Source organism: Enterobacter sp. MGH 4, from assembly GCF_000534735.1.
Classification (GTDB): Bacteria; Pseudomonadota; Gammaproteobacteria; order Enterobacterales; family Enterobacteriaceae; genus Enterobacter; species Enterobacter intestinihominis.
This window is the reverse complement of record NZ_KI973289.1, coordinates 765,959-791,654: the sequence shown is the minus strand read 5'-3', so window position 1 is coordinate 791,654 and position 25,696 is coordinate 765,959. Positions and strand designations below refer to the sequence as shown.

Genomic DNA, 25,696 nt, shown 5'->3' with positions numbered 1-25,696 from the left:
CCGCCCGGCAATATGCCCCATAAAAAAACCCGCCGAAGCGGGTTTTTTATTAGTTGCTGGTATCCAGCTCGTCGAAGCTCTTCACCAGATCGTCAATCGCTTTAATCTGTTTCAGGAATGGCTCCAGCTTATCCAGCGGCAGCGCGGATGGACCGTCGCATTTCGCGTTAACCGGATCCGGGTGCGCTTCAATGAACAGACCCGCCAGGCCGGTTGCCATACCGGCGCGCGCCAGTTCGGTCACCTGCGCACGACGCCCGCCAGACGCGGCGCCAAACGGGTCGCGACATTGCAGGGAGTGGGTCACGTCGAAAATCACCGGAGACTGGTTAGAGACGTTCTTCATTACGCTGAAGCCCAGCATATCCACAACCAGGTTGTCATAACCGAAGTTTGAACCACGGTCGCACAGGATCACCTGGTCGTTACCACCTTCGATAAACTTATCGACGATGTTACCCATCTGGCCAGGGCTCACGAACTGCGGTTTTTTCACGTTAATCACGGCACCGGTTTTCGCCATCGCTTCTACCAGGTCAGTCTGGCGCGCCAGGAACGCCGGAAGCTGAATCACGTCTACCACATCAGCCACGGGCTGTGCCTGAGACGCTTCGTGCACGTCGGTGATCACTTTCACGCCAAACGTCTGTTTCAGCTCCTGGAAAATCTTCATCCCCTCTTCCAGGCCCGGGCCACGGTAGGAGTGAATGGAGGAGCGGTTGGCTTTGTCAAAAGAGGCTTTAAACACGTACGGGATGCCCAGCTTCTGGGTCACGGTCACGTAGTGTTCGCAGATGCGCATAGCGAGATCGCGGGATTCCAGAACGTTCATACCGCCAAACAGCACGAACGGCAGGTCGTTTGCCACGTTGATATCACCAATGCTAACCACTTTTTGTTTCATAGGATCGCCTTATTCAGGTGTGAATCGGAATTAAGATTAATGCAGTGTAATGTGTTTATGCGCGATCGCGTTGATCTGCGCGCGAATCATTTCGCTGATCGGATCTTCCGGACATTGCTCGACGAAATAATTCAAATCATTCAGCGCCACGTGCTCGCAGTCGAGCTGCGCATAAATCAGGCCGCGGTCGCGGATTTCGTACGGATCTTCCGGATTGAACTGCAACAGCACTTCGCTTGCGCGCAGGGCCAGCTCCATCTGACGCTCTTCCATCAGCGCAGACTTCAGCGTATCCAACAGCTTGCGGATCACTTCGGCGTTATCGGCTTCATCGAGATCTTCATTGAACAGCTCCGCTATCGGGCTGATGTTGCCTTTCAGCCAGACGTCCAGCGTATGCTCATCCAGCGTGTCGCCGTTAAACGGATTGATTAACCACATCTCACCGTCCAGCCACTCCGCCCGCAAAATCATCTGCGTCGGAAAAATGACCGGCACCAGTGGAATATCCAGTCGGTGCGCAACCCACAGTAAAATGGCGCCCAACGCGACGGCGCTACCCTGTCGATTTTTCAGCACCTGGTCCAGCCACAGTGCGTCAGACAGGCGATACACGCCTCGCGTGTCGCAGAAACCCCATTCGCCGTAGAAAAGCTCAATCAGCTTCTCTAATTGCCAGTCTTGCGGACGTGCCTGATTGATCTCTTCGCGCGCCAGGCTGACCAGATTTTCCAGTTCAGCGTAAACGTACTGTGATGTGAAATCGTCGCGGATCATCTCTGAAATCAGGATCATACCATCGCATAGCGGCACTTTGTTAAATTCGAAATCGGCTAAGGACCTCATGACTTACCCCAGTAACGGTATTCTTGTGGTGGCGAGTTTAATGATGATGTACAGCACCACCAGACCCAGCAGAAAGGCGATAAACCCTGTCTGCTGGCTGCGCGGACGATGACGCCCAAGCGCGATAAAACCCAAAACGATGTAGATGATAACGCCAAACAGCTTTTCAGTCAGCCATAGGCCTTTATCAGTAAATGGCAGATAGCCGGTCTTCCACATTAACCCGGCTCCGGAAAGGAACAGCACTGTGTCGATACCGTGTGGGGCGATACGTACCCAGCGGGCGTTAATCAGCGGATTATTGCTGTAGCGCCACCAGTAGCGGACAATGAAAAAGCCGATGGTCAGGGCAACGGAAACCAGGTGAACGGTGATTAGCAGCGTAAACAGGCTCATGACCACTGCCCCAGCGTCAGACGTTCATTGCCGCCGTAATCCCGGCAGGTTTCCACGGCGGCGTATCCGGCACGCGTAAACAGTGCTCGCACCGCCTCTCCCTGCGTCCACCCATGTTCCACCAGCAGCCAGCCACCGGGAAGCAAATGTTGCCGTGACGTTGTCACAATGTGATCGAGATCCGCAAGTCCCTGATTCGCAGCGACCAGCGCGGTCAACGGTTCAAAACGCACGTCGCCCTGCGCGAGATGCGGATCGTCTTCGTCGATGTAGGGCGGATTGCTGACAATCATTTCGAACGTGCGGCTTTCAAGCGCGGCAAACCAGCTGCTTCGCAGAACGGAAACATTGTTCAACCCCAGCCGTTCAACGTTGCGCCGCGCGAGGGCGACCGCATCAGGCATCACGTCTACCGCCGTCACGATACAGTCCGGCCGCTCGCTGGCAAGCGCCAGCGCAATCGCGCCGGTGCCGGTACCCAGATCGAGGATCTGACACGACTGCGCCGGTAACCGCGCCAGCGCCTGCTCCACCAGACACTCGGTGTCCGGGCGCGGGATCAGCGTCGCCGCTGAAACATACAGCGGAAGTGACCAGAACTCGCGCTCGCCAACCAGATGCGCCACCGGCTCGCCGGTTTTACGGCGGGCGAGCAGCGCCTCCAGCTGCGATAGCTGTTCAGCTGTCAGTTCGGTTTCGCCGAAAGCCAGCAGATACGTGCGGGCTTTACCCGTCACATGCTCAAGCAGAATTTCGGCGTCCCGCTTCGGGCTTTCACTTTCTGAAAGTTCACGGGCCGCCTCACGTAACCAGCGCTGAAAATCCATTAATCCTGCTCGGACAGCGCCGCCAGCTGGTCGGCCTGGTATTCCTGCACGATAGGCTCAATCAGCATATCGAGCTTGCCTTCCATTGCCTCATCCAGACGGTAGAGCGTCAGGTTAATGCGGTGGTCGGTTACGCGCCCCTGCGGGAAGTTATAGGTGCGGTTACGATCGCTACGGTCGCCGCTGCCCAGCAGGTTACGGCGGGTAGAGGCTTCCGCCTGCTGGCGTTTCGCCATTTCCGCCGCGTGGATACGGGCACCCAGCACGGATAACGCCTTAGCTTTGTTCTTGTGCTGGGATCGCTCGTCCTGACACTCAACCACAATCCCGGTGGGCAGGTGAGTAATACGGATAGCGGAGTCGGTGGTGTTAACGTGCTGACCACCCGCCCCTGAAGAGCGGAAGGTGTCGATGCGCAGATCCGCCGGGTTGATATCCGGCAGTTCCGCTTCCGGCAGCTCGGGCATGACCGCCACCGTACAGGCCGAGGTGTGAATGCGTCCCTGAGATTCTGTCGCAGGCACGCGCTGCACGCGGTGACCGCCGGATTCAAACTTCAGCCGACCATAAACGCCGTCGCCGCTGATTTTGGCGATAACCTCTTTGTAGCCGCCATGCTCGCCTTCGTTGGCGCTCATGATCTCTACGCGCCAGCGGCGTGATTCCGCATAACGGCTGTACATACGGAACAGATCTCCGGCGAACAGCGCCGCTTCGTCGCCGCCGGTACCGGCGCGGACTTCCACAAAAGCGTTACGCTCATCGTCCGGATCTTTTGGCAGCAGAAGGACCTGAAGCTGCTGCTCCATCTCTTCTGACCGCGCTTTAGCGTCCTGCAACTCTTCCTGGGCCATCTCGCGCATTTCAGGATCGTCGAGCATCATCTGCGCGGTTTCGATATCTTCCTGGACCTGTCGCCAGTCGGTAAAGCATTTTGAAACATCACTTAACTGCGCGTATTCACGCGACAGCGCGCGAAAACGTTCCTGGTCGGCAATGGTCCCGGCATCGCCGAGCAGCGCCTGGACTTCTTCATGGCGCTCGTGCAGAGCTTCCAGTTTAGCGACGATAGAAGGCTTCATAGGCGTAAATGCACCTTGTCTTAGAAAATGGGTATAGGGCGCTATTCCAGCCCGAGGCTGTTGCGCAGAATAGTCAGGCGTTCATCGTCCCCGTCACGGGCAGCCTGCTGAAGAGATTTGGTTGGGGCATGGATCAGGCGGTTGGTCAGTTTCCAGGCTAAATCCTGCATAATCGCCTGCGCGTCGCCGCCCTGTTCAAGGGCCGCTAACGCTTTGGCCGTCAGGTCATCACGCACCTGCTCCGCCTGACCGCGGTATTCGCGGATGGTCTCGCTGACGCTTTGCGCGCGCAGCCAGGCCATAAATTCGCTGGTTTCCTGTTCAACGATGGTTTCCGCCTGCACAGCCGCCGCCTTACGCTGGGCAAGGTTGTGCGAAATGATACTTTGCAGGTCATCCACGCTGTACAGGTAGGCGTTCGCCAGTTTGCCCACTTCCGGTTCGACATCACGCGGAACGGCGATATCCACCAGCAGCATCGGCTGATTGCGGCGGGATTTCAGCGCACGCTCGACCATCCCTTTCCCGATAATCGGCAGCGGGCTGGCGGTAGAACTGATAATAATGTCCGCCTCTTTCAGACGTTCATCGATGTCGCTCAGCGCAATCACCTCAGCGCCCACTTCATCTGCCAGCACCTGCGCACGTTCGCGGGTGCGGTTAGCGATGATCATCTTCTTCACCTTGTGTTCGCGAAGATGGCGCGCCACCAGCTCGATGGTTTCGCCCGCCCCCACCAGCAGTACGGTGACGGTCGACAGCGATTCAAAGATTTGACGGGCAAGAGTACAGGCCGCGAAAGCAACCGAAACCGCACTGGCGCCAATGTCGGTTTCGGTTCGCACACGCTTTGCCACGGAGAATGACTTCTGGAACATTCGCTCCAGTTCGCTGGCTTTCAGATGCCCTTTCTGGGAATCCGCGAAGGCTTTTTTCACCTGGCCGAGGATCTGCGGCTCGCCCAGCACCAGCGAATCCAGACCGCTGGCCACACGCATCAGATGGCTGACCGCATCGTTATCCTGATGCCAGTACAGGCTGTTGCGCAGCTCTTCTTCGTTGAGGTTGTGATAGTCACATAGCCAGCGGATCAGCGCCTCGTGCAGGTTGTCCTGCTCTTCCACGCTTAAATAGAGCTCGGTACGGTTGCACGTCGACAGCACCACGCCACCCTGCACCATCGGCTGTGCAAGCAGGCTATCCAGCGCCAGGTCGAGCGTATCCGGCGAAAACGTAACGCGTTCTCGCAGTGAAACCGGGGCCGTTTTGTGGTTAATACCGAGTGCTAATAGGGTCATGTTGAGCGGGAGTAGTACCAGCGTTAATAAGGTTAGCAGGACGCATCATACAGGATGCGCGAGATCAATAAAAGAGACTGCCCCCTTTCGGAGTAATAGCTTACGCCGCGCTTTGAGATAATTTGAACGTAGACGGTGGCACCCTTCAACGCTAGCATTAACAGTTATAACTGCAACGTATCTCAAGGATTTGTCATCATTATGACCCGAATGATTCGCCTGCTGCCTCTGGCGGCCCTGGTTCTGACCGCCTGTTCCGTTCATCAGCCGAAAGGCCCGGGCAAAAGCCCCGACTCACCGCAGTGGCGTCAGCACCAGCAGGATGTGCTGAAATTAAGCCAGTACCAGACCCGCGGTGCATTTGCATATCTCTCTGACGAACAAAAAGTTTATGCTCGCTTCTTCTGGCAGCAAACGGGGCAGGACAACTATCGCCTGCTGCTGCTCAACCCGCTGGGCAGCACCGAGCTGGAGCTTAACGCGAAGCCTGGCGAAGCGCAGATCACCGATAACAAAGGCCAGCACTACACCGCGACCGACGCCGAAGAGATGATTGGCAAACTGACCGGGATGCCGATTCCGCTCAATAGTCTGCGCCAGTGGATCCTTGGCCTGCCGGGTGACGCCACCGACTATACGCTTGATGACCAATACCGTCTGAGCCAGGTTAACTACACCCAGGGCGGTAAAACCTGGAAAGTGGTGTACAGCGCGTATGACAGCAAGACGCAACCATCGCTGCCGTCCAATATGGAGCTGACGCAGGGTAGCCAGCGTATCAAGCTGAAAATGGATAACTGGATCGTTAAATGATGACCCACTGGCCCTCTCCCGCAAAACTGAACCTGTTTCTCTACATTACCGGGCAGCGCGCTGACGGCTATCACACCCTGCAAACCCTGTTTCAGTTTGTCGACTACGGCGACACGATCTCAATCGAACCGCGTCAGGACGGGCAGATTTGCCTGCTGACGCCAGTCGACGGCGTGGCGCATGACGATAACCTGATCGTGCGCGCTGCCCGCCTGCTGATGAAAACGGCGTCGTCGTCGGGTCGTCTGCCAGCGGGAAGCGGTGCGGATATCCGTATCGACAAACGCTTGCCGATGGGCGGCGGTCTTGGCGGCGGTTCGTCAAATGCTGCAACCGTTTTGGTGGCGCTTAACCATCTGTGGGGCTGCGGTCTGACAACGGACGAGCTGGCAGCGTTAGGGTTGACGCTGGGCGCCGATGTACCCGTATTTGTGCGCGGCCACGCGGCGTTTGCTGAAGGGGTGGGCGAAATCCTCACGCCGGTCGATCCGCCGGAAAAATGGTATCTGATCGTTCACCCTGGCGTGAGCATTCCTACCCCGGTCATCTTTAAAGATCCTGACCTGAAAAGAAATACCCCGGTACGGTCAATAAAAACGTTATTAAATTGTGAATTCAGCAACGATTGCGAGGATATCGCAAGAAAACGTTTTCGCGAGGTTGATGCGGTGCTTTCCTGGCTGTTAGAATACGCGCCGTCGCGCCTGACCGGTACAGGGGCCTGTGTCTTTGCTGAATTTGACACCGAATCCGCCGCCCGTCAGGTGCTTGAGCAAGCGCCGGATTGGCTGCATGGTTTTGTAGCACGCGGGATGAACACCTCCCCCCTACAGCAGGCCATTCTGGCGCAGACTGAGTTTCGGTGACAACGTCACCCTGTTCCAGACGTTGCATCGCGCTCTTTAATACACCGCCTGGATAGCGTTTGCTTAGGCCCCGCAGTTTGCGGCGAACGCTATCCACCACTGGACGCATGCCTGAGGTTCTTCTCGTGCCTGATATGAAGCTTTTTGCTGGTAACGCCACCCCGGAACTAGCACAACGTATTGCCAACCGCCTGTACACTTCCCTCGGCGACGCCGCTGTAGGTCGCTTTAGCGACGGCGAAGTCAGCGTACAAATTAACGAAAATGTACGCGGTGGTGATATTTTCATCATCCAGTCCACCTGTGCTCCAACGAACGACAACCTGATGGAATTGGTTGTTATGGTCGACGCGCTGCGTCGCGCTTCTGCTGGCCGTATCACTGCTGTTATTCCTTACTTTGGCTATGCACGTCAGGACCGTCGCGTCCGTTCCGCGCGTGTGCCAATCACCGCTAAAGTTGTCGCAGACTTCCTGTCCAGCGTCGGCGTTGACCGCGTACTGACGGTCGACCTGCACGCAGAGCAGATCCAGGGCTTCTTCGACGTGCCGGTTGATAACGTTTTCGGCAGCCCAATCCTGCTGGAAGACATGCTGCAACTGAATCTGGACAACCCGATTGTGGTTTCTCCAGACATCGGCGGCGTGGTACGTGCTCGAGCTATCGCGAAGCTGCTGAACGATACCGACATGGCGATCATCGACAAACGCCGTCCGCGCGCTAACGTTTCTCAGGTGATGCACATCATCGGTGACGTGGCTGGCCGCGACTGCGTGTTGGTGGACGACATGATCGATACCGGCGGTACGCTGTGTAAAGCCGCTGAAGCGCTGAAAGAGCGTGGTGCGAAACGCGTATTCGCTTACGCGACTCACCCGATCTTCTCCGGCAATGCGGTAAACAACCTGCGTAACTCCGTCATCGACGAAGTTGTGGTGTGCGATACCATTCCACTGAGTGACGAGATCAAAGCGCTGCCAAACGTGCGTACGTTGACTCTGTCCGGGATGCTGGCCGAAGCGATTCGTCGTATCAGCAACGAAGAATCCATCTCTGCAATGTTCGAACACTGATCGAACACGGCCAAAAAACCCGCTACGGCGGGTTTTTTTGTTTATAGTATTTATTTGTATGACTTATGCCTCCTTCACCTGCCATTCATATGACAGATGATGCGCACACGGATGATAGATAATTGTGAAAAACGTAACCTCCTCACATGTTCTGCCCTTTCGCGCCCTCATCGACGCCTGCTGGAAAGAGAAATACACGTCGTCACGCTTCGTTCGTGACCTGATAGCCGGGATCACCGTCGGGATTATTGCCATCCCGCTGGCGATGGCACTGGCGATTGGTAGCGGCGTCGCGCCGCAGTACGGGCTGTACACCTCAGCCGTTGCGGGGATTGTGATTGCGCTGACGGGCGGGTCCCGCTTCAGCGTCTCCGGCCCAACTGCCGCCTTTGTGGTGATCCTCTACCCGGTTTCCCAACAGTTTGGTCTGGCAGGCCTGCTGGTTGCCACCCTGATGTCCGGCATCTTTTTAATTCTGTTCGGTCTGGCCCGCTTTGGTCGCCTGATTGAATATATTCCCCTTTCCGTGACGCTGGGGTTCACCTCGGGGATTGGGATTACCATCGGGACCATGCAGATTAAGGATTTCCTCGGCCTGCAAATGGCCCATGTTCCGGAGCACTACTTACAGAAAGTGGGCGCGCTGTTTATGGCGTTGCCGACGGCCAACCTGGGCGATGCAGCCATTGGCATCGTTACCCTCGGCACACTCATCGTCTGGCCTCGCTTAGGCATTCGTCTCCCGGGGCATCTCCCCGCTCTGCTGCTGGGCTGCGCGGTGATGGGCGTCGTCAACCTGCTCGGTGGACAGGTCGCCACCATTGGCTCCCAGTTCCACTATGTTCTGGCGGATGGCTCACAGGGTAACGGTATTCCGCAGCTGCTGCCGCAGCTGGTTCTGCCGTGGGACATGCCGGGCTCCAGCTTCACCCTGAGCTGGGATTCCCTTCGCGCTCTGTTGCCTGCCGCGTTCTCCATGGCAATGCTGGGCGCGATTGAATCCCTGCTCTGCGCCGTCGTGCTCGACGGCATGACCGGCACTAAGCACAAAGCCAACAGCGAACTGGTCGGTCAGGGCTTAGGGAACATCGTTGCACCGTTCTTCGGCGGTATTACGGCTACGGCTGCGATTGCCCGTTCCGCCGCGAACGTACGTGCGGGCGCGACATCACCGGTTTCCGCGGTCATTCACTCCCTGCTGGTGATCATGGCGCTGCTGATCCTTGCCCCACTGCTTTCATGGCTTCCGCTCTCTGCCATGGCTGCGCTGCTGCTGATGGTGGCCTGGAATATGAGTGAGGCGCATAAGGTGGTGAATCTGCTGCGCCGTGCGCCGAAAGACGACATCATCGTGATGCTGATCTGCATGTCGCTGACCGTGCTGTTTGATATGGTTATCGCTATCAGCGTCGGCATAGTGCTGGCCTCGCTGCTGTTTATGCGCCGCATCGCGCAGATGACGCGTCTCTCCCCGGTTAACGTTGAGGTGCCTGAAGATGTGCTGGTGTTGCGCGTGATTGGCCCGCTGTTCTTCGCCGCGGCGGAAGGTTTGTTCAGCGATCTGGCGTCCCGAATCGCGGGCAAACGGATTGTGGTGCTGAAGTGGGATGCCGTCCCGGTGCTGGATGCCGGCGGTCTGGATGCCTTCCAGCGCTTTATTGCCCGCCTGCCGGAAGGCTGCGAGCTGCGGATCAGTAACCTCGAATTCCAGCCCCTGCGCACCATGGCGCGCGCGGGCGTACAGCCGATCCCTGGCCGATTGTCCTTCTACCCTAACCGTGAAGCTGCATTAGCGGATCTGTGAGTCATCTGATGCAGAGATACGTCTTTGCATCATCACCCCGATCGCCTGCTGGAGCCATTCAAGCACGGCAGGCGTCATCCACGTGCCTTTCATCAGATGCGGCTCCTGCTGCATGGCAAGCCGAAATTTTTGCTGGGTCTGCGGGTTTGTTCCCGCATAGGACTGGAATAAAACCAGCCACTTTTCTGCCAGCTTTTGCGCATCGTCAGAAGCGGGACTGAGATTATCCCGCTGCGCCTGATGTAGCTTTGCCACCAGCGGCGGCCACTCCATCATCCGGTCAAAGTAGTGCGCCCGGGTAAAGGCCATCTCTTCGGCAGTGAGATATTTCTCCCAGATGCTGAGCTTTGATTCGGCAAACGCCCGCGTGATGTAATCCATAATCTCCGGTGTAATGCCGGTTTGCTCCTGCATCTGCGGCTCCACGCTGTGCATTTCGTTCAGACGGGTCAAAAATTCCGGTTTGCCTGCGGTATCCTGTTCCAGGCGTTCCATCCACCATGAAGCCAAATCGGTCGCCCGCGCGTCCGTGACGCTGACGTTCTGTTCCAGTAAATGTTTAACCTCCGTCACCAGACCCGACCAGATATCCGCCAGCGCCTCTTTCTCTACCGCAAACGGCAGTTGCTGCAACTCTTCTTTGCTAAACCAGCGATCGTACATATTCATTAACTCCAGAGTCTGTAGCCAGGATTCCAGATCCGGCGTCGCATCGTCGGTCAGCCCGGTACGCAATTCCACCAGCCGGTTGCGCAGCGTATGGATGCTACGCAGTTGCTTGTCCAGCAAAGTGATTTGCCCGTCGAGTAATTCCGCTAATGACAGCGAACGCTGTTCCAGAAAATCCCTGATTTCGGCAAGCTCCAGCCCGGCTTTTGCCAGCGTCTGGATCATATGCAGACGCTGCACATCCGCCAGGTTATAAAGCCGGTAGCCTGCCGCGCTTCTGGCAGAAGGTAACAACAGCCCTGTTTGCTCGTAGTGATGCAAAGTCCGCACGGTGATCCCAGCACGTTTCGCCAGTTCACCCACCTGAATCAACATAACGGCTCCTTTTGTTCTGCCAGTGTTGCTACTCTGAAGCTTTACGTTACGTGAGGGTCAATGCGTCATGCAAAAAAAAACGACTTCAGATGAAGTCGTTTCGGTGTTCTTTATGGGGCACTAGCTATGCTTGCGCTGGTCGCGGCGGCATCGTTTATCGTAATGGCGCACCCACCAGTATTTATCGCAGACTTCCTCATGTCCGCTCACGCGCGCCCCGGCGAGCCACAATACCGCACCGAGGAAGATACTCAGCACCGCGCCATGCGCAAAGTATTGTGGGAGGTCAAGCTGCGGTAATTGGTTTAAAATTGAATAACCGACACCGGCGACCATCACGAACAGTCCCAACCCCATTAGCACGTTACCGAGCATTGAAGCGTTTTTGCGTTTCATATGTCACCTCCGGAACTTTGGGTTGTCAGGGGAAAAACCCCTTCTCCTTGTGTGTAAAGTATAGACAACGCCACTTATATGAGTTGCGTGAATGATCACATTTACAGATAACTCCCGGACAAAAATTTACAAATAAGACATTGAACAGCTTGAAATTCTAATTGTTCAAAGAAGAAATTATTCGCATTTCGGTGTACAGCAGGCAGAACTTTGTCAAGCGGCGCGCCAGACAGTAAACTACGCGCCAGATCTGGAACCCATTAGGAAGTAAATCGTGACGATTAAACTGATTGTCGGCCTCGCCAATCCGGGCGCAGAGTATGCCGCTACCCGCCATAACGCCGGCGCCTGGTATGTTGATCTGCTGGCGGAACGTCTGCGCGCGCCCCTGCGTGAAGAACCCAAGTTTTACGGGTATACCTCACGCATCAATCTTGCGGGTGCCGACGTGCGGTTGCTGGTGCCAACCACCTTTATGAACCTGAGCGGCAAAGCCGTGTCGGCCATGGCAACGTTCTATCGCATCAATCCGGATGAGATCCTGGTGGCCCACGACGAACTGGATCTGCCGCCAGGCGTGGCGAAGTTCAAGCTGGGCGGCGGTCATGGCGGCCACAACGGCCTTAAAGACATCATCAGCAAACTGGGTAATAACCCTAATTTCCACCGTTTGCGCGTGGGAATCGGCCATCCGGGCGATAAAAACAAAGTTGTTGGTTTCGTACTGGGTAAACCACCGGTTTCTGAGCAGAAGTTGATTGACGAAGCGGTGGACGAAGCGGCCCGCTGCACCGAGATTTGGCTTCAGGACGGCCTGACGAAAGCCACCAATCGACTGCACGCTTTCAAAGCGCAATAATCGGCGCCATGGGGCTTTTTTACCGCGCGTCGCGCGGGTTACGTGTATAATAGGCGTAGTTATTTACTTTTCTTCAATCGGTTATCGTTAACGGATTGATTATCAAGATATTAAGGTGATTTAGAAATGGGATTCAAATGCGGTATCGTCGGTCTGCCAAACGTGGGCAAATCCACCCTGTTCAACGCGCTCACCAAGGCAGGTATTGAAGCGGCGAACTTCCCGTTCTGTACCATCGAGCCGAATACCGGTGTTGTTCCTATGCCCGATCCGCGTCTGGACCAGCTCGCGGAAATCGTGAAGCCGCAGCGCATTCTGCCAACTACCATGGAGTTCGTGGACATCGCGGGCCTGGTAAAAGGCGCATCCAAAGGTGAAGGCCTGGGCAACCAGTTCCTGACCAACATCCGTGAAACCGAAGCGATCGGCCACGTTGTGCGCTGCTTCGAGAACGACAACATTATCCACGTTAACAACAAAGTGGATCCGGCTGACGACATCGACGTCATCAACACCGAGCTGGCCCTCTCTGACCTCGACACCTGCGAGCGCGCCATTCACCGCGTGCAGAAGAAAGCCAAAGGCGGCGACAAAGACGCGAAAGCGGAACTGGCTGCCCTGGAAAAATGTCTGCCACAGCTGGAAAACGCGGGCATGCTGCGCGCGCTGAAAAACCTGACTGAAGAAGACAAAGCGGCGATCAAATACCTGAGCTTCCTGACCCTGAAGCCAACCATGTACATCGCCAACGTTAACGAAGACGGTTTCGAGAACAACCCGTACCTCGACAAAGTGCGTGAAATTGCCGCTGCTGAAGGTTCTGTGGTTGTTGCCGTGTGCGCGGCCGTTGAATCTGATATCGCCGAGCTGGACGATGCCGACCGTGAAGAGTTCATGGCCGAACTGGGTCTGGAAGAGCCGGGCCTGAACCGCGTGATCCGCGCGGGCTATGAGCTGTTGAACCTGCAAACCTACTTCACCGCTGGCGTGAAGGAAGTGCGTGCGTGGACCATCCCTGTGGGTGCAACTGCGCCTCAGGCGGCTGGTAAAATTCACACCGACTTCGAGAAAGGCTTTATTCGTGCGCAGACCATCGCGTTTGAAGACTTTATCACCTACAAGGGTGAGCAAGGCGCGAAAGAAGCTGGCAAGATGCGTGCGGAAGGGAAAGACTACATCGTTAAAGATGGCGATGTGATGAACTTCTTGTTTAACGTTTGATTTGTTTTGAATTAAAAAAATCCACGCTTTGGCGTGGATTTTTTTATAGAGTAACGAACTTATCCCCTTTTGCGCAGATAGAACTCTAGATATTTTTCAGGTCTATCCTGAAACGCACGCTCTTTGCTGTAGTTATAAGCATCGTTAAAATATTTATACGCTTCCTCGAATTGATTTAACTCATAACAGACCATGCCAAGATCGATTAAGGGTGCAGTGTCTATATCCGATCCACGTGTCCGTAATGTCGTCTTTCCCCATTTGTTTTCCTCAGCGTAATCCGCGAGATCAAAACATGCGCTGTATATGCAGGCAGCGATCCAGTTAGCAAGTTCCGATTCGAACTTTGGCTCATGAAGAGCTTGCCAGGCTTTTTGGTATTGCTCTAAAGCCTCGACGTATTTTTTATCATCGTGAAACTCGTTTCCTTCTCCAATAGTATATTATTATAGATATTATCATACTTAAGTTCTTGCCCTTTTAAATAAAAAGCCTTGCCTAAGAAACCGCCAGAAATACCATAATATATGGTTAAATTTTTATTTAAAATTATAAAGTTATTACATTGCAATCAATCATTTTATAGCAAATATTTTTTAGTATTAATGACTCTATGACATTCCAATCACCACCACCGAGGCCAGCTCCTATCCTTGGCATTTGTACAGAAAGGCGATTCACTAAAGCAAAGTCAGATAATTTTTCAAGACAAACTTCCAGAGAGTCATAACAAACGTATTGTTTTTTGTCGTTGATATTTTTCTTTATACCATCCTGCGCATACATATTAGCAATAAATATCTTCTCCTGAGCATCAACCATAACAAAATCAACCATCCCTAATTCTGGGAAGTTATTTTCTTTGAAGCTACTAAGATAGCTTTTTTTTGCCGCAGGATATTTATTTGAAAGGGACAGAACAAAACCTTTACCCCACTTCCCTTTATTATTCACAATATGAGCAATAACTGTGGATTTTTTCAAAGGTTCCACAGCATCTCCAGACAAGTATTTTATTCGCTTTTTTTCTTGCAATGAACCCGTTGATGTTTGCCAGAAAACTTCAAATTCCTCATTTGAAATTTCTTCGGCGTCACTTAAGTCCAGGTCGCTTTTCTTACCATCATACAGCAGGAAGCCAACTTTTTCTTTTTTATCTAGCAAAGAGGAAGAAGCATAATAATTTCCATCTATAATATTTATTTGTCGCGTGGCTACTTCTCCTATGAACTCATTGAGAATAGTCCCTTCACCTGCAATAAAATCAACACTTCCTTTATAATATTTTTTCACCTCAACCACAACTCCTCCCACTTTTAACAATTCTTTTAGAGACAACGAGATCTTTTGTGTTTAAGATCAAAAATGTATTTTTCCGGGGTTCAATTACATCTAAGCCAGTAACATCTATTTCGACAAAATGGCTTATACCTTTTAATTTCCTCGCATCACCATATATATCAGCTGCTAATTGACCCAGAGACATTTTTCCAGTTCCTCCAACATCTTTGAGTGTTCGTCCGCCAATCATTTCAGGTCTGATATTAGTGAAGTATTGTCCATCCCCGAAACGGGCGTGTATATCTCCTGATGAAGGTCTTATTACACCACTTTCCGTGATACCTTTCATCCCTTCTTCAGTCGTGTAGTGAATTAATGTTTTAGGAGTCAACCCCCACGGATCCACCCACCCCAGCGCATTCGGCGCATACTGGTATAGGTTTATCCCTCCCGCCAGCCCTATCGGGTCCTGCTGCGTAAACCTTCCGCAGTCCGGGTCGTAATACCGGAACAGATTGTAGTGCAGCCCTGTCTCACGATCCAGGTATTGCCCCTGCATACGCAGGTTCTGGGAATATCCTGATACCTGCGTCTCGCTTTCCCGCAGCAGTTTGCCCCAGGCGCTGTTCACCCCTTCCCAGCGCACCTGCCCTTCGCTATCCGTCATCCGCTCCGGCGTGCCGTTGGGCTGACAGTGGAACCAGAAGATCTCCGGGGCATCAACGCCGTCAATACGTGCCAGCGGATCGTAGCTGTCCTGATCGCTGTAGACGTAGGTCAGCGGCACATCCCCGTGTACTTCCTGCAACAGCCGGAACCCTTCCCAGACAAACCGGATGGTGACCGGTTTGCCGGTTGGCTGGCCGCCCAGCATCTGGCGGCGCGTTTTGCTGATGCGTCGCCCGAGCGGGTCATAGCGGAAGCTGACCTCCGTCTGCGGTCTGTTGCGGTTCCGTGGCTGGCTGTTGACCTCCGTCAGGCGGTGCTCGCCGTCGTAGCGGTAGTGCCAGCGGGTCTGGCCATTATCCTTCTCCACGGTGCGGCCATGGACGTCATAACGCCAGCGAATACCGTTGAGCTGCGTCAGACGGTTGTGCGTGACTTTCTCAGCAGCCCCCTCGAGCGGGTTACCGGCCGCATCCCAGCGCCACTGCTCCTGACCGGGCAGCGTGCCGTCCTGAACGAGCAGGCGCCCTGCGCTGTCGTACTGCCAGCGGTACCAGCTGAACGGGTTATCGTCCCGCTCTTCGCGGACAAGATTATTGCGATAGTCGTAATCCCAGCGGCGGGACCAGCGGCGCGGCGACGGGCGCTGGGCATTGCCGGTAAAAACGTCCCGGCGATGCAGTCGGCCAAGGCGGTCGTATTCGCTGCGGGTGGTCAGCAGCCTCTGGGTGCGGCTGGTCTCACGGTGGAGTTCGCCGCGGGTATACTGACAGCTTATTGAGGGTAGGATTCAGCAAGGAGCGTAAGAGGCAGCCCGAATATGAGCTGAAGGTAAAAATTACATCGTTAAAGATGGCGACGTGATGAGCTTCTTGTTTAACGTTTGATTTGTTTTGAATGAAAAAAATCCACGCTTTGGCATGGATTTTTTTCGATTTTCACCCTGAGCGTTGAAGATGGTCAAAACAGTTGGCAACGGCTTTGTCTCGCTTAACACAAACACTAATTGGCGTGTTGAATCGATCATTGCATTATCTCAAAATGGTATGCTGAAAATATATTTTATCCTTTAGCGATCAAAACGCTTCTATGATCAGTTTCATTTTTTATCCAGAACATTTCATCTTGAGGTAACGATCCATTACTGCAAAAATCAACAAGTTCACCGTGCCAACCATCAGGCACATATTCTTGATAATGCATACTCTCAACATATTCCGAATATAATTTTTTATTATCAAAGTCTATAAATAAATCCGGCATAAGTTCATATATACCCCACCAAGTTGTTTTTTGCGAAAGCCTATTATAAAACTCCTCAGCTATGTCATCCTTTTCGTATGAATAACCATCTTTAATTAAATCATCAATGAATATCTGCGCGTTTCCTTCATTTACTACTGGTATGTCATATCTTTCCTTATGGATATCCTGAAGGTTTATTTCCACCCCACTTTTCACAAAATCCTCTACCCATTTAACTCTGTCGAAGACCCACATTTCCTTGAACGCAACGAACCAATAAAATCTTCCTTCATACTTAACTATCACAAGGAGTTCGTCATCTTTATTGATATTCATATAGTAACCTATCTTACATTCCCGGAGCCTGGAATCGCTACTTCTTCAAGCCATTCTGGCCATATTGATGGTAATTCATGCGACCTACCTGGCGTAGTCGGATCCACGCGTTTAGGAGCTAATCCCCCTTGATTTAACGGATTAGTACGATAACCTGCCTGAGGTATTGCACTTTCTTCAATGAAATCCGCCATCCATTTAGGTACTTTAAAGAGACAACTTCAGCATTTCCACCTCTAATATTAAGGAAATGCTGAGCATGTGAGCTATCTCCAATATATCTGTCAACAAAAATAAAAGTAAATATCCCGTATTAAATCTCCATCAACTTCATCGACAGTTCTGGTTTTGATTTTATTAAAGTCAGCTAAAATACCTTTCACTGGCACAGTAGACTTTGATATATCATCATAAAATGCTTTTTGTTGACTTTCCGGAACATATTTTTTTATTAAAAAAACAAGATTCTTTCGTAACTCTTCATCTGTCATCACTTTTACTCCGGAATTATAGTAACACGTTCAAAAATAACAGGGTAATTTCGTTCGATTGGTAGCAACTGTAATGCCCCACCTTTACCATACTCAGGATATGCACTGGTGAAAAGCTCATATCCAGGCCCTCGACCACCATTGGCAAGAGGTACTTGCACTTGAGGTACTCCATTTTTATACAGTTGTAATGTATCAAACTCACCTAATAAACGTGCATCACTCCATGAATCAGGATTACCTTTCTCATAAAAAATTTGATAGGCGTCCCTGGCTTCATTTGCAGATTTATATTTCGTATACCCAAAATAACTTAACGGGGCTGATTTATTTTCTATTGTCTGTGGAGCATATTTGCTATCCATATAACGATATGCTGTAGAAGGCATAGTCGAACTAGGGCCACTTGGACCAACATAGAAATCAGGTTTTGTTTTACCACTACACTCACGGCTCAACCCCCACGGATCCACCCATCCCAGCGCATTCGGCGCATACTGGTAAAGATTTATCCCCCCCGCCAGCCCTATCGGGTCCTGCTGCGTAAACCGTCCGCAGTCCGGGTCGTAATACCGGAACAGATTGTAGTGCAGCCCTGTCTCGCGGTCCAGGTATTGCCCCTGCATGCGCAGGTTCTGGGAATATCCTGATATCTGCGTCTCGCTTTCCCGCAGCAGTTTTCCCCAGGCGCTGTTGACCCCTTCCCAGCGCACCTGCCCTTCAATATCCGTCATCCGCTCCGGCGTACCGTTGGGCTGACAGTGGAACCAGAAGATCTCCGGGGCATCAACCCCGTCAATACGTGCCAGCGGATCGTAGCTGTCCTGATCGCTGTAGACGTAGGTCAGCGGCTCATCCCCGTGCACTTCCTGCAACAGGCGGAACCCTTCCCAGACAAACCGCGTGGTGACAGGCTTACCGGTTGGCTGGCCGCCCAGCATCTGGCGACGCGTTTTGCTGATGCGTCGTCCGAGTGGGTCATAGCGGAAGCTGACCTGCGTCTGCGGTCTGTTGCGGTCCCGCGGCTGGCTGATGACCTCCGTCAGGCGGTGCTCGCCGTCGTAGCGGTAGTGCCAGCGGGTCTGGCCGTTATCTTTCTCCACGGTGCGTCCGTGGACGTCATAGCGCCAGCGAATGCCGTTGAGCTGCGTCAGACGGTTGTGCGTGACTTTCTCAGCAGCCCCCTCAAGCGGGTTACCGGCCGCATCCCAGCGCCACTGCTCCTGGCCGGGCAGCGTGCCGTCCTGAACGAGCAGGCGCCCTGCGCTGTCGTACTGCCAGCGGTACCAGCTGAACGGGTTATCGTCCCGCTCTTCGCGGACAAGATTATTGCGATAGTCGTAATCCCAGCGGCGGGACCAGCGGCGCGGCGACGGGCGCTGGGCATTGCCGGTAAAAACGTCCCGGCGATGCAGTCGGCCAAGGCGGTCGTATTCGCTGCGGGTGGTCAGCAGCCCCTGCGTACGGCTGGTTTCACGATGGAGTTCGTCGCGGGTAAAGTCGGAGACCGACAGCTTATCAAGGGCAATGCTGAGCAGATGCCCGCTACCGTAATAGAATTGTTTCAGCTCCCGGCCATCGGGCAGCGTGACGGAGGTGCGGTTACCGAGGGCGTCATACTCCCACGCCAGCTCGCCGTGTTCGCCCGTTTCGCGCGTGACGCGTCCAAGCGCGTCATACTCAAACACAAGCTCCTGCTCGGCTTCGGCGCTCCAGGCATCGGCTGAAAGCGCGGGATGCAGCCCAATCCGGCTCAGAAGGCCGGACGGGGTGTAGTGGTAGCGGGTCTGCCCTTCCGGCGTGGTGCGGGCGACCAGCTGGCCGCTCGCGCTCCAGGCAAAGGCATGGGTAATGGCCTCCGGATGTCCGGCGGCAAAGGTGCGCGCTATCGTACGCCCACAGGCGTCGTAGCGATACTGCGAGGCCACGCCATCCAGCCCCACCTCTTCCAGCAGCAGCGAGTCCGCACCCCAGCGGAACTGGTACGCTTCGCCGTTTTCGTTTTCCAGGGCAATCAGACGCCCGCGGCTGTCCCAGCGGCGACGCACCTCTTCACCCTGCGTATTACGGGTGGCGGTTAAGCGCCCTGCCTCGTCGTATATGAACTCGCTCTCTTTCCCGTCGGCGCCCGCATGTTTCACCGGCAGGCCACGTTCGTTCCATTTGAGAGATTCCGTCCAGCCTTCCGGGCGATCGAGTTGTACCGGACGCCCTGCGGCGTCGTAGCGGTAACGCGTCTCTTCGCCGTCGGCGCTTATCTCAGCCACCAGCCAGCCCAGCGGATGATAACGGTATTGTGTCACACGGCCCGAACAGTCCGTAACACTCACCATCTGCCCGGCCTCGTTGTACTCCTGGTAGCGGCTGTTGCCGGCGGCATCAACTTCTTCCACGACCTGACCAAACTCGTCCCGACGAAGCAGCGTGGTCTGCCCCATCGGATCCTCCACGCACTTCAGCCCGTGATGTTCGTCATACAGGAAACGGGTGGCGCTACCGTCGGCTTCGATGATGGAGGCCGGAAGCGCACGGTGCTCCAGCCAGGTGGTGGCGCGTGTATTGCCGTCGGCGTCGATCTCCTGCACCCGGTTGCCCATGTCGTCATAGACGAAGGTAACGGCATTACCGAGCGGATCGATGCGGCGCGTGAGGAGTTCGTTGTCATCCCACTCGTAGCGCCAGTTCTCACCGCGCTCGTCAACGTAGCGAACAATCAGGTTTTGCGCGTTCCAGTAATGCTTTCGCGTCTGACCGTCGTAGTGATCGACGGTCGTCAGCCCGGCGGCTAGATCATAGCTAAAGCGACAGCCGTCGCCGGTGCTGGTGCGGTTTTCCACCACGCGCCAGTGGTCGAATTTTTGCCAGCGGTATTCACTCTCCAGACCGCCCGGCAGACGGTGCCAGACCATCAGGCCATCATCGTTATAACGGTATTCACGGGTAACCACGCCGGAGGCATCCGTTGCGCTGGCCAGCTGGCCGCGCACGTCGTACCCCCACTGCATCAGCGGCCATGTCTGGTTGCCGTCGAAATGGCTCGCCGAGGTAACGCGCTGCGGGAAACGTTCATTTTCATAGCGCAGAGTGACGTCGATCGCCCGCGGCTCATCGTGCAGACCGACCAGCCGCCCGTGTTCATCCCACGCCGTCAGCAGTGCGTTGCCGTATTCGTCGCTGAGGGAGGCCAGGCGCAGGATTGAGGAGTTCGCCCGGGTTGGTTTATACAGACGCCACACCGCGCCGTCATCGTCGGCAATCGCCACGTCGCCGCTCTCATTGCGGCGGATGATAATGCCTTCGCTGATGCTGTAAAACGCGCGGTCGACCGGCGGCAGTTCAAAGCTCAGCTCGCGCCCGGTTTCATCGAACCAGGTGGCGTTGTTTTCTTCCAGCGTCAGATAGCTGTCAAAGGTGGTAGCCCAGCCCAGACCAAACAGCCCTTCGCGGGTGGTCAGGCTGTTGTAGCTGCGCTGCCAGCGCAGCGGGAAGCGCCCCGGCAGCGAGAAATCGAGTTCGTCGTCGTCATTCAGCACCTTCACACCGGTAGCGGCGTGAACCGGGTGCGAGGAGCCGAACACGGCGTTGACGGCCATATCGGCCAGCATCCCGCCACCGGCAGCAGCCAGCGCGCAGGGCATGTTTTTCAGGATCTTGCCCGGACGCCCGCGCAGCAGGGAGAGCGCAATCATCCCCAGCGCCAGGCCCGGCGTTTTGCCGCTTTTAATATCGCGAACCGTGAGGGTGTCGCCGCCGATGATCACGTTCGGGGAGACGTCGTCGGAAACGGTGCCTTCGCAGGTGGTGCGATCTTTTGCACGCACCGCGGGCTGCCCGTTGATAAAGACGCTTTTCGAGCCTTCCGCCAGATACTGCGGCCCGGAGTGTTTCTCGCACGCCACCTTGTCTTCTTCCAGCGGCGAGGTCCCGGCAGCGGCAGAGGCCACGCTCGGCTGCCACATTTCGCTGCCGAACTGTCCGGCAGCGGCAAGCAGCATGCCCGCGTAGTCGGCAAAGCTGCCCGGAGACTGCGGCTCAGGGGAAGGAGTATCGGCAGGCGTCAAGTTCCCGGCTGCGCGTGCAGCGGGGATCGCATTGGTAAGAACGTTACTGGAACCGGTAGTGATCTTACCCGCAGGCGACGGCGGGAAAAGCGCGTTGCCCAGCCCTTCAGCGGCGTTGCTGATATCGTCGGTGATCCCCGCAACGTTCGCCAGGACACCCCCAATAATGCCGCTCAGCAGACAGCTGGATCCGATCGCCGCCACGCCTGCGGCTGCCGCCCCGGCTCCCAGCAGTGGCGCCGCCACGGTAGCTGCTGCCCCCACAGCCGCGCCAATCACCGCATAGGCGGCACCTTCCGCCACAATGCTGGTTATATCAGCAAAAATGCTGGAGTGAATAATCTCGTCGCCCTTACGGGCCGCGTTGTTATCGCTCATGCCTTACACATTCCGGTTGTCGTTTAGCGTCAGACTTTGCTTCAGTGCGCTCCAGCGCGCCTCGTCCTCTTCCGTAAAGGCTTTTAAGGCCGAGAGGGTAAAAATCATCAGTACCGGTTTGCCCGGCGTCTGCACGGCCAGCTGTTTTTGCCACAGGCGCTGGCCGTTACGGTCAAAGGTGGTCTCAACTTCCAGTCCGCTAATGTTTCCGTCTGGCCCGGCTTTTACGTGCTGAAATTCGCTCTGGGCGATCTCCCCCATCTGAGGGCGCAGGACTTCCCACTGACGGTGGAACTCTTGTTCGTAATCGCTACCATCCGGGATGACGCCGCGGCTGACCACTACAGATAACCCGCTTTCGTCATCGCGAATAATGTTCATGCTGTTATCCTGCCAGGCAGCAGGGAAAAGGGAAAACGAACCTTCCTGGAGGGTGTATTTCATAAGTGAACTCGGGATGATATTAGAAAAATAAGATTAAAAGCGCTAAAGTTTATACAGCCAATATTAATTACTGCTTAGCGACTCAGAGGGACAAGATCATTACAACGTTAGCACTTTCTTTTTTTTCCGCAAAAACTTTAGGGGCAGCGATATTATTGGCCGTTTGATAATTATCTTCTTTCACAGCCCGTAAAGTTGCCTCGCAACTTAATGTTCGTAGCGTGACATAACTACCCTGCTCAGGCATTCCTGATTCAGAACTGGAAAGCTAAATGCCCATGCCAGCCCGCGTTCATCGGTAGGAGTGCGATATCCAACTGATTGTCCCGGCGTGTTTCCGCGAGGGATATTAGACAATTTCAGATCTGGAAAATGAGATTTGACTTGTTCAAGAGTAATACATGGATGATTAATTACGAAAGAAATCAAAGATACGCTGTTATCGCCATTTCCCCATAAACGAACATCCACATCGCTGATCCGTGTGCCATCAGTTAACGTAAAGGGAGCTGAAGTATAACGGTCTTCTTTCTCCTGTGTATTATTAATCAGCGGTTGGTTAAACAGTTTACTGACATCCTCAACTTGTTTACCCCACACTGATTTCATTTCTTTGATCATTTGCCACAACGAATCTTGATTCATTTTATTATGCCCTGCATAGGTAAATGCTGAAAATAGTGGAAGAACAATGAGGAATGTAGCTTTAATCATCCTACTTTCCATAGAATCCTCCATAGTAATCATTATAATTTAAATTAGTCCCTGAGGCTATTTCGCCTTTACCATACACTTTTCCTATTGCTTTGGCTGCATCAATGCGAGATAACTCACCGCTCACCATTTTATCATATGCAGAATTATATGCTTTTAGGTTTTCGGCACTTCCCGCTATATCAATATCAATACCGCCGTTTGCAAGGATCTCGCGTTGTATTTTAATGTTATTCAGCGTTGCTCCACCTTCATCCATAAGCTGGCTGTTGATGAAGTTTTCCTTACTCGAAGCATCTACCGCAACAGGATAAGTTGCATGCCCTGCCTCATGTGCCAGAGTTTGCACAGTTGTGGCTGTATCCTCCATATGTTCAGGGTCCATGACAATCAATTTATTATTAGTATCAGCGTAACTCCCCCCTCCTGCGGCTCCCGGCTGGATAGCCCACCCTTTATCTTTTAGATCTTTTAATTGTGTCTGAAGCGTTGGTGACTTATTGATTTCCTTAACTACATCTTCACTGAAGGGCATCACATCAGAGTTGTAGGAATTATTTTGATAAACGTAACTCCCTTTTAATGGTGGAGCTGCTGCAAATTTTGTTGTTGGTTTTGGTCTGGATGCTGCTGGCGCTGAAACTGCGGGAGCCGGATTCTTAGCACTTTTATTTGGAGAAAACTTCTCCTGCACCGCCGCATCAATATCCCCTTTATGCCCCGATCCCGGTGCCGTTGTGCCCGGCTTGGTTCCCGAGGTATTCAGATGCAGCTTACCACCCGTGGTGATATACCCATCTCCCTCAACGAAAAAGTTAAACTCTTTGCCAATCAGGTTAATCTTGCCGTTAGCGTTAAGCTCAATAGCACTCTCACCCGAGACCAGCCGCAGCTTCGTCCCGGAAGCAATGACATACTGCTCTACCGCTGCATCCAGCTTGCCTTTTCCCGTCAGGATCTCGGTTCCGCCTTTCACGGCCTGGATCTGGTTCGCTTCAACACGATGCAGCTCATTTTTCTTCACGTAATGGCTGCGCGCGCCGCCAACGCTGTGCGTTTCATCATTCTTGACGCTGGTGTCCATGTTGCGCTCGGCCTGGATCCACACCTGCTCTGCTCCCGCCTTGTCCTCAAAGCGCAGGGCGTTGGCGTTGTCCACTGAACCGTCTTTCGTACGGCTCATAAAGCCCATCTGCGTCGCCGCAGCCGGCAGCGCCCACGGCGGCATGCTCGCCTCGTTATACACGCGCCCGGTGATAATCGGTCGGTCCGGGTCACCGTTGATAAAGTCCACCACCACCTCATCGCCGACGCGCGGGATTTGCACCCCGCCGTAGCCCTGGCCCGCCCATGCGCTGGAGACACGCACCCAGCAGGAACTGGTGTCGTCACCCTTCGCCAGCCTGTCCCAGTGGAACTTCACCTTCACGCGGCCATATTTGTCCGTCCAGATACTCTCCCCCTGCGGCCCCACGACTTTCGCCGTCTGCGGGCCGTAGGTCCGCGGCCACGCCGTGCTCTGCGCCGGACGGTACGACACCGCCGCCGGGATAACGGTGAAATCGGTGCGGTGAATGGTTTCCCCCTCGCCGCTCGCGTAGCGGTTCTCCTCGAAGTGATACCCGGCCGCCGTCACCAGATACTCACCGTTATCGCTGAAGAATGGCGCGTTGGTCAGGGTAAAGATGTGGCCCGGCGCAATGCCCGCCGCCGTGGCCGTCGCCTGAATCTGCTGATGCTCCACCTGCCAGCGCTCCTGACGAATGCGGGCGTAGAACTCCGCATGGCCTGTCTCCACAAAGCGGCCCGGCCAGTCGTACACGTCGATGCTGCCCGGTTTCGGTGACGCCGGGTTCTGCTGCGCCTGGAACAGCCACGCGTTCGGCTTGCGGAAGTCGTAGTCGTCGAGGCTGTAAATCCCCGGCGTCACGCTGTCCTCCAGCGCCCACTGGCTGATGCCCTCTTCATCCGTACTGCCGCCGGACGGCGTCTGATGGTAAGGAATGACCTCATAGCCGCTGAACGGCTGATGCTGCGTCGCTGCGTCGGTCAGTACTAGGGTGTGCTTGTCCGCCTCGTGGCTGAAGTGATACGCAATCCCCTCCAGCTCCATCAGGCGGCTGATGAAGTCCAGGCTCGACTCCTGATACTGCACGCAGTAATCCCACACCCGGTAGCTGCCGGTGAGTTTGTCTTCGAGGTTAACCTGATGCTCACCCAGCAGGGTTTTCACAATCTGTGGTACCGTCTGGCCCTGGAAAATCCGCAGGTTACGGTCGCGCTTCATCGGCCACAGGTCCGGCTCTACAGTCAGCTGGTAGACCGCATAGCGGGTGCCCGTCAGCTCCACGGCACTCACCGCCACGCGCGTCACCTTACCGTTGATATAGCGGGGGGTGAGCAGGTTCTGCGTCGGAATGGTCACCGTGACCGGCTGGCCCAGCAGCCTGCTGCGGTCAAGGCGCGCATCCGTGCCGAGCAGGGTCAGCGTCAGCGCGTACGACTCGGACATCGCCTCGCGGCCGGAGAGTTTCCAGAAAAGCAGCCCCTCAACCGGGAGCTGAACGGTAATTCGGTTGAGCATAATCTTTATTCCGTAATGGTTTATGCTGAGAGTATTTTTAACGCAAGGTTTTTTTAAACGTGAATGT

Annotated in this window: 21 protein-coding genes and 1 pseudogene; 6 read left to right on the top strand and 16 right to left on the bottom strand. The window is 54.4% G+C overall.

The features are described 5' to 3' along the window. Positions 1-49: 49 nt before the first annotated feature. Genes kdsA through hemA form a run of 6 tightly spaced genes read right to left on the bottom strand, consistent with a single transcriptional unit; the run spans position 50 to position 5,353 of the window. Entirely contained in the window at positions 50-904 is an 855-nt protein-coding gene (kdsA, locus tag L350_RS18525) for a 3-deoxy-8-phosphooctulonate synthase (protein WP_022648375.1), read from the bottom strand. 36 nt (positions 905-940) lie between these two features. Then, positions 941-1,750 (bottom strand): invasion regulator SirB1, encoded by an 810-nt coding sequence (sirB1, locus tag L350_RS18530; protein WP_022648376.1) that lies wholly within the window; start codon positions 1,748-1,750, stop codon positions 941-943. Between the two features lie 3 nt (positions 1,751-1,753). Further along, positions 1,754-2,146, bottom strand: a complete 393-nt coding sequence (gene sirB2 / locus L350_RS18535; RefSeq protein ID WP_032624095.1) for an invasion regulator SirB2 — start codon at positions 2,144-2,146, stop codon at positions 1,754-1,756. Continuing rightward, a complete protein-coding gene (gene prmC / locus L350_RS18540) occupies positions 2,143-2,973 on the bottom strand; it encodes a peptide chain release factor N(5)-glutamine methyltransferase (RefSeq protein WP_032624094.1) in 831 nt (276 codons plus the stop codon). Before prmC ends, sirB2 begins: the two co-directional genes overlap by 4 nt. After that, positions 2,973-4,055 carry a peptide chain release factor 1 gene (gene prfA / locus L350_RS18545; protein WP_003856667.1) on the bottom strand — a complete coding sequence of 361 codons (1,083 nt, stop codon included), beginning with the start codon at positions 4,053-4,055 and terminating at the stop codon, positions 2,973-2,975. The genes prmC and prfA overlap by 1 nt, the downstream gene beginning before the upstream one ends. Positions 4,056-4,096: 41 nt before the next feature. Beyond that, entirely contained in the window at positions 4,097-5,353 is a 1,257-nt protein-coding gene (hemA, locus tag L350_RS18550; protein ID WP_003856666.1) for a glutamyl-tRNA reductase, read from the bottom strand. A gap of 201 nt (positions 5,354-5,554) precedes the next feature. Between hemA and lolB the strand changes: the two genes are divergently transcribed. The 4 genes from lolB to dauA all read left to right on the top strand — a co-directional run bounded on the left by lolB (position 5,555) and on the right by dauA (position 9,909). After that, positions 5,555-6,166: a lipoprotein insertase outer membrane protein LolB gene (lolB, locus tag L350_RS18555; RefSeq protein ID WP_003856665.1), complete on the top strand. Its 612-nt coding sequence runs from the start codon at positions 5,555-5,557 to the stop codon at positions 6,164-6,166. Continuing rightward, positions 6,163-7,032, top strand: coding sequence for a 4-(cytidine 5'-diphospho)-2-C-methyl-D-erythritol kinase (gene ispE, locus L350_RS18560; protein ID WP_032624093.1), 870 nt, complete (start codon positions 6,163-6,165; stop codon positions 7,030-7,032). The genes lolB and ispE overlap by 4 nt, the downstream gene beginning before the upstream one ends. Before the next feature lie 125 nt (positions 7,033-7,157). After that, positions 7,158-8,105: a ribose-phosphate diphosphokinase gene (gene prs, locus L350_RS18565; RefSeq protein WP_003856663.1), complete on the top strand. Its 948-nt coding sequence runs from the start codon at positions 7,158-7,160 to the stop codon at positions 8,103-8,105. 124 nt (positions 8,106-8,229) lie between these two features. Further along, positions 8,230-9,909, top strand: a complete 1,680-nt coding sequence (gene dauA, locus L350_RS18570; protein WP_023300295.1) for a C4-dicarboxylic acid transporter DauA — start codon at positions 8,230-8,232, stop codon at positions 9,907-9,909. Here dauA and L350_RS18575 read toward each other — a convergent pair. Together L350_RS18575 and ychH are read right to left on the bottom strand one after the other, a co-directional pair. Then, positions 9,895-10,953: a MerR family transcriptional regulator gene (locus tag L350_RS18575; RefSeq protein WP_032624092.1), complete on the bottom strand. Its 1,059-nt coding sequence runs from the start codon at positions 10,951-10,953 to the stop codon at positions 9,895-9,897. The two genes, dauA and L350_RS18575, sit on opposite strands and share 15 nt — an antisense overlap. A gap of 120 nt (positions 10,954-11,073) precedes the next feature. Beyond that, entirely contained in the window at positions 11,074-11,349 is a 276-nt protein-coding gene (gene ychH, locus L350_RS18580) for a stress-induced protein YchH (RefSeq protein WP_003856655.1), read from the bottom strand. 274 nt (positions 11,350-11,623) lie between these two features. Between ychH and pth the strand changes: the two genes are divergently transcribed. Both pth and ychF read left to right on the top strand, forming a co-directional pair. Further along, the gene (gene pth, locus L350_RS18585) at positions 11,624-12,208 is read left to right on the top strand and encodes an aminoacyl-tRNA hydrolase (RefSeq protein ID WP_032624091.1); all 585 of its coding nucleotides are present in this window, start codon (positions 11,624-11,626) and stop codon (positions 12,206-12,208) included. Positions 12,209-12,334: 126 nt separating this feature from the next. Continuing rightward, the gene (gene ychF, locus L350_RS18590; protein ID WP_010432886.1) at positions 12,335-13,429 is read left to right on the top strand and encodes a redox-regulated ATPase YchF; all 1,095 of its coding nucleotides are present in this window, start codon (positions 12,335-12,337) and stop codon (positions 13,427-13,429) included. Between the two features lie 549 nt (positions 13,430-13,978). Here the strand turns inward: ychF and L350_RS22835 are convergent. The 8 genes and pseudogenes from L350_RS22835 to L350_RS18620 form a co-directional block, all read right to left on the bottom strand. Next, positions 13,979-14,731 carry a macro domain-containing protein gene (locus L350_RS22835; RefSeq protein WP_050595057.1) on the bottom strand — a complete coding sequence of 251 codons (753 nt, stop codon included), beginning with the start codon at positions 14,729-14,731 and terminating at the stop codon, positions 13,979-13,981. Then, positions 14,724-16,142, bottom strand: a pseudogene (locus L350_RS23815) (RHS repeat-associated core domain-containing protein); the annotation flags it as partial. The gene L350_RS22835 and the pseudogene L350_RS23815, both read right to left, overlap by 8 nt. A gap of 296 nt (positions 16,143-16,438) precedes the next feature. Beyond that, positions 16,439-16,957: a hypothetical protein gene (locus tag L350_RS18595; protein ID WP_032624090.1), complete on the bottom strand. Its 519-nt coding sequence runs from the start codon at positions 16,955-16,957 to the stop codon at positions 16,439-16,441. Between the two features lie 284 nt (positions 16,958-17,241). Beyond that, positions 17,242-17,448 carry a hypothetical protein gene (locus tag L350_RS18600; protein WP_022648388.1) on the bottom strand — a complete coding sequence of 69 codons (207 nt, stop codon included), beginning with the start codon at positions 17,446-17,448 and terminating at the stop codon, positions 17,242-17,244. A 5-nt stretch (positions 17,449-17,453) separates the two neighbouring features. Beyond that, entirely contained in the window at positions 17,454-21,887 is a 4,434-nt protein-coding gene (locus L350_RS18605; protein ID WP_032624089.1) for an RHS repeat-associated core domain-containing protein, read from the bottom strand. Positions 21,888-21,890: 3 nt separating this feature from the next. After that, a complete protein-coding gene (locus L350_RS18610) occupies positions 21,891-22,331 on the bottom strand; it encodes a DcrB-related protein (RefSeq protein WP_022648394.1) in 441 nt (146 codons plus the stop codon). Between the two features lie 207 nt (positions 22,332-22,538). Then, positions 22,539-23,045, bottom strand: a complete 507-nt coding sequence (locus L350_RS18615; RefSeq protein ID WP_223861961.1) for a hypothetical protein — start codon at positions 23,043-23,045, stop codon at positions 22,539-22,541. A gap of 1 nt (position 23,046) precedes the next feature. Next, positions 23,047-25,629 (bottom strand): type VI secretion system Vgr family protein, encoded by a 2,583-nt coding sequence (locus L350_RS18620; RefSeq protein ID WP_032624088.1) that lies wholly within the window; start codon positions 25,627-25,629, stop codon positions 23,047-23,049. Positions 25,630-25,696 lie beyond the last annotated feature (67 nt).

Coding starts and splice junctions, on each gene's coding strand:
- L350_RS18595 (WP_032624090.1), bottom strand. CDS start 16,957: ATGAATATCAATAAAGATGACGAACTCCTTGTGATAGTTAAGTATGAA.
- ychH (WP_003856655.1), bottom strand. CDS start 11,349: ATGAAACGCAAAAACGCTTCAATGCTCGGTAACGTGCTAATGGGGTTG.
- prmC (WP_032624094.1), bottom strand. CDS start 2,973: ATGGATTTTCAGCGCTGGTTACGTGAGGCGGCCCGTGAACTTTCAGAA.
- prfA (WP_003856667.1), bottom strand. CDS start 4,055: ATGAAGCCTTCTATCGTCGCTAAACTGGAAGCTCTGCACGAGCGCCAT.
- sirB1 (WP_022648376.1), bottom strand. CDS start 1,750: ATGAGGTCCTTAGCCGATTTCGAATTTAACAAAGTGCCGCTATGCGAT.
- L350_RS18575 (WP_032624092.1), bottom strand. CDS start 10,953: ATGTTGATTCAGGTGGGTGAACTGGCGAAACGTGCTGGGATCACCGTG.
- ispE (WP_032624093.1), top strand. CDS start 6,163: ATGATGACCCACTGGCCCTCTCCCGCAAAACTGAACCTGTTTCTCTAC.
- L350_RS18615 (WP_223861961.1), bottom strand. CDS start 23,045: ATGATTAAAGCTACATTCCTCATTGTTCTTCCACTATTTTCAGCATTT.
- sirB2 (WP_032624095.1), bottom strand. CDS start 2,146: ATGAGCCTGTTTACGCTGCTAATCACCGTTCACCTGGTTTCCGTTGCC.
- ychF (WP_010432886.1), top strand. CDS start 12,335: ATGGGATTCAAATGCGGTATCGTCGGTCTGCCAAACGTGGGCAAATCC.
- hemA (WP_003856666.1), bottom strand. CDS start 5,353: ATGACCCTATTAGCACTCGGTATTAACCACAAAACGGCCCCGGTTTCA.
- lolB (WP_003856665.1), top strand. CDS start 5,555: ATGACCCGAATGATTCGCCTGCTGCCTCTGGCGGCCCTGGTTCTGACC.
- kdsA (WP_022648375.1), bottom strand. CDS start 904: ATGAAACAAAAAGTGGTTAGCATTGGTGATATCAACGTGGCAAACGAC.
- L350_RS18610 (WP_022648394.1), bottom strand. CDS start 22,331: ATGAAATACACCCTCCAGGAAGGTTCGTTTTCCCTTTTCCCTGCTGCC.
- L350_RS18605 (WP_032624089.1), bottom strand. CDS start 21,887: ATGAGCGATAACAACGCGGCCCGTAAGGGCGACGAGATTATTCACTCC.
- L350_RS18620 (WP_032624088.1), bottom strand. CDS start 25,629: ATGCTCAACCGAATTACCGTTCAGCTCCCGGTTGAGGGGCTGCTTTTC.
- L350_RS18600 (WP_022648388.1), bottom strand. CDS start 17,448: ATGACAGATGAAGAGTTACGAAAGAATCTTGTTTTTTTAATAAAAAAA.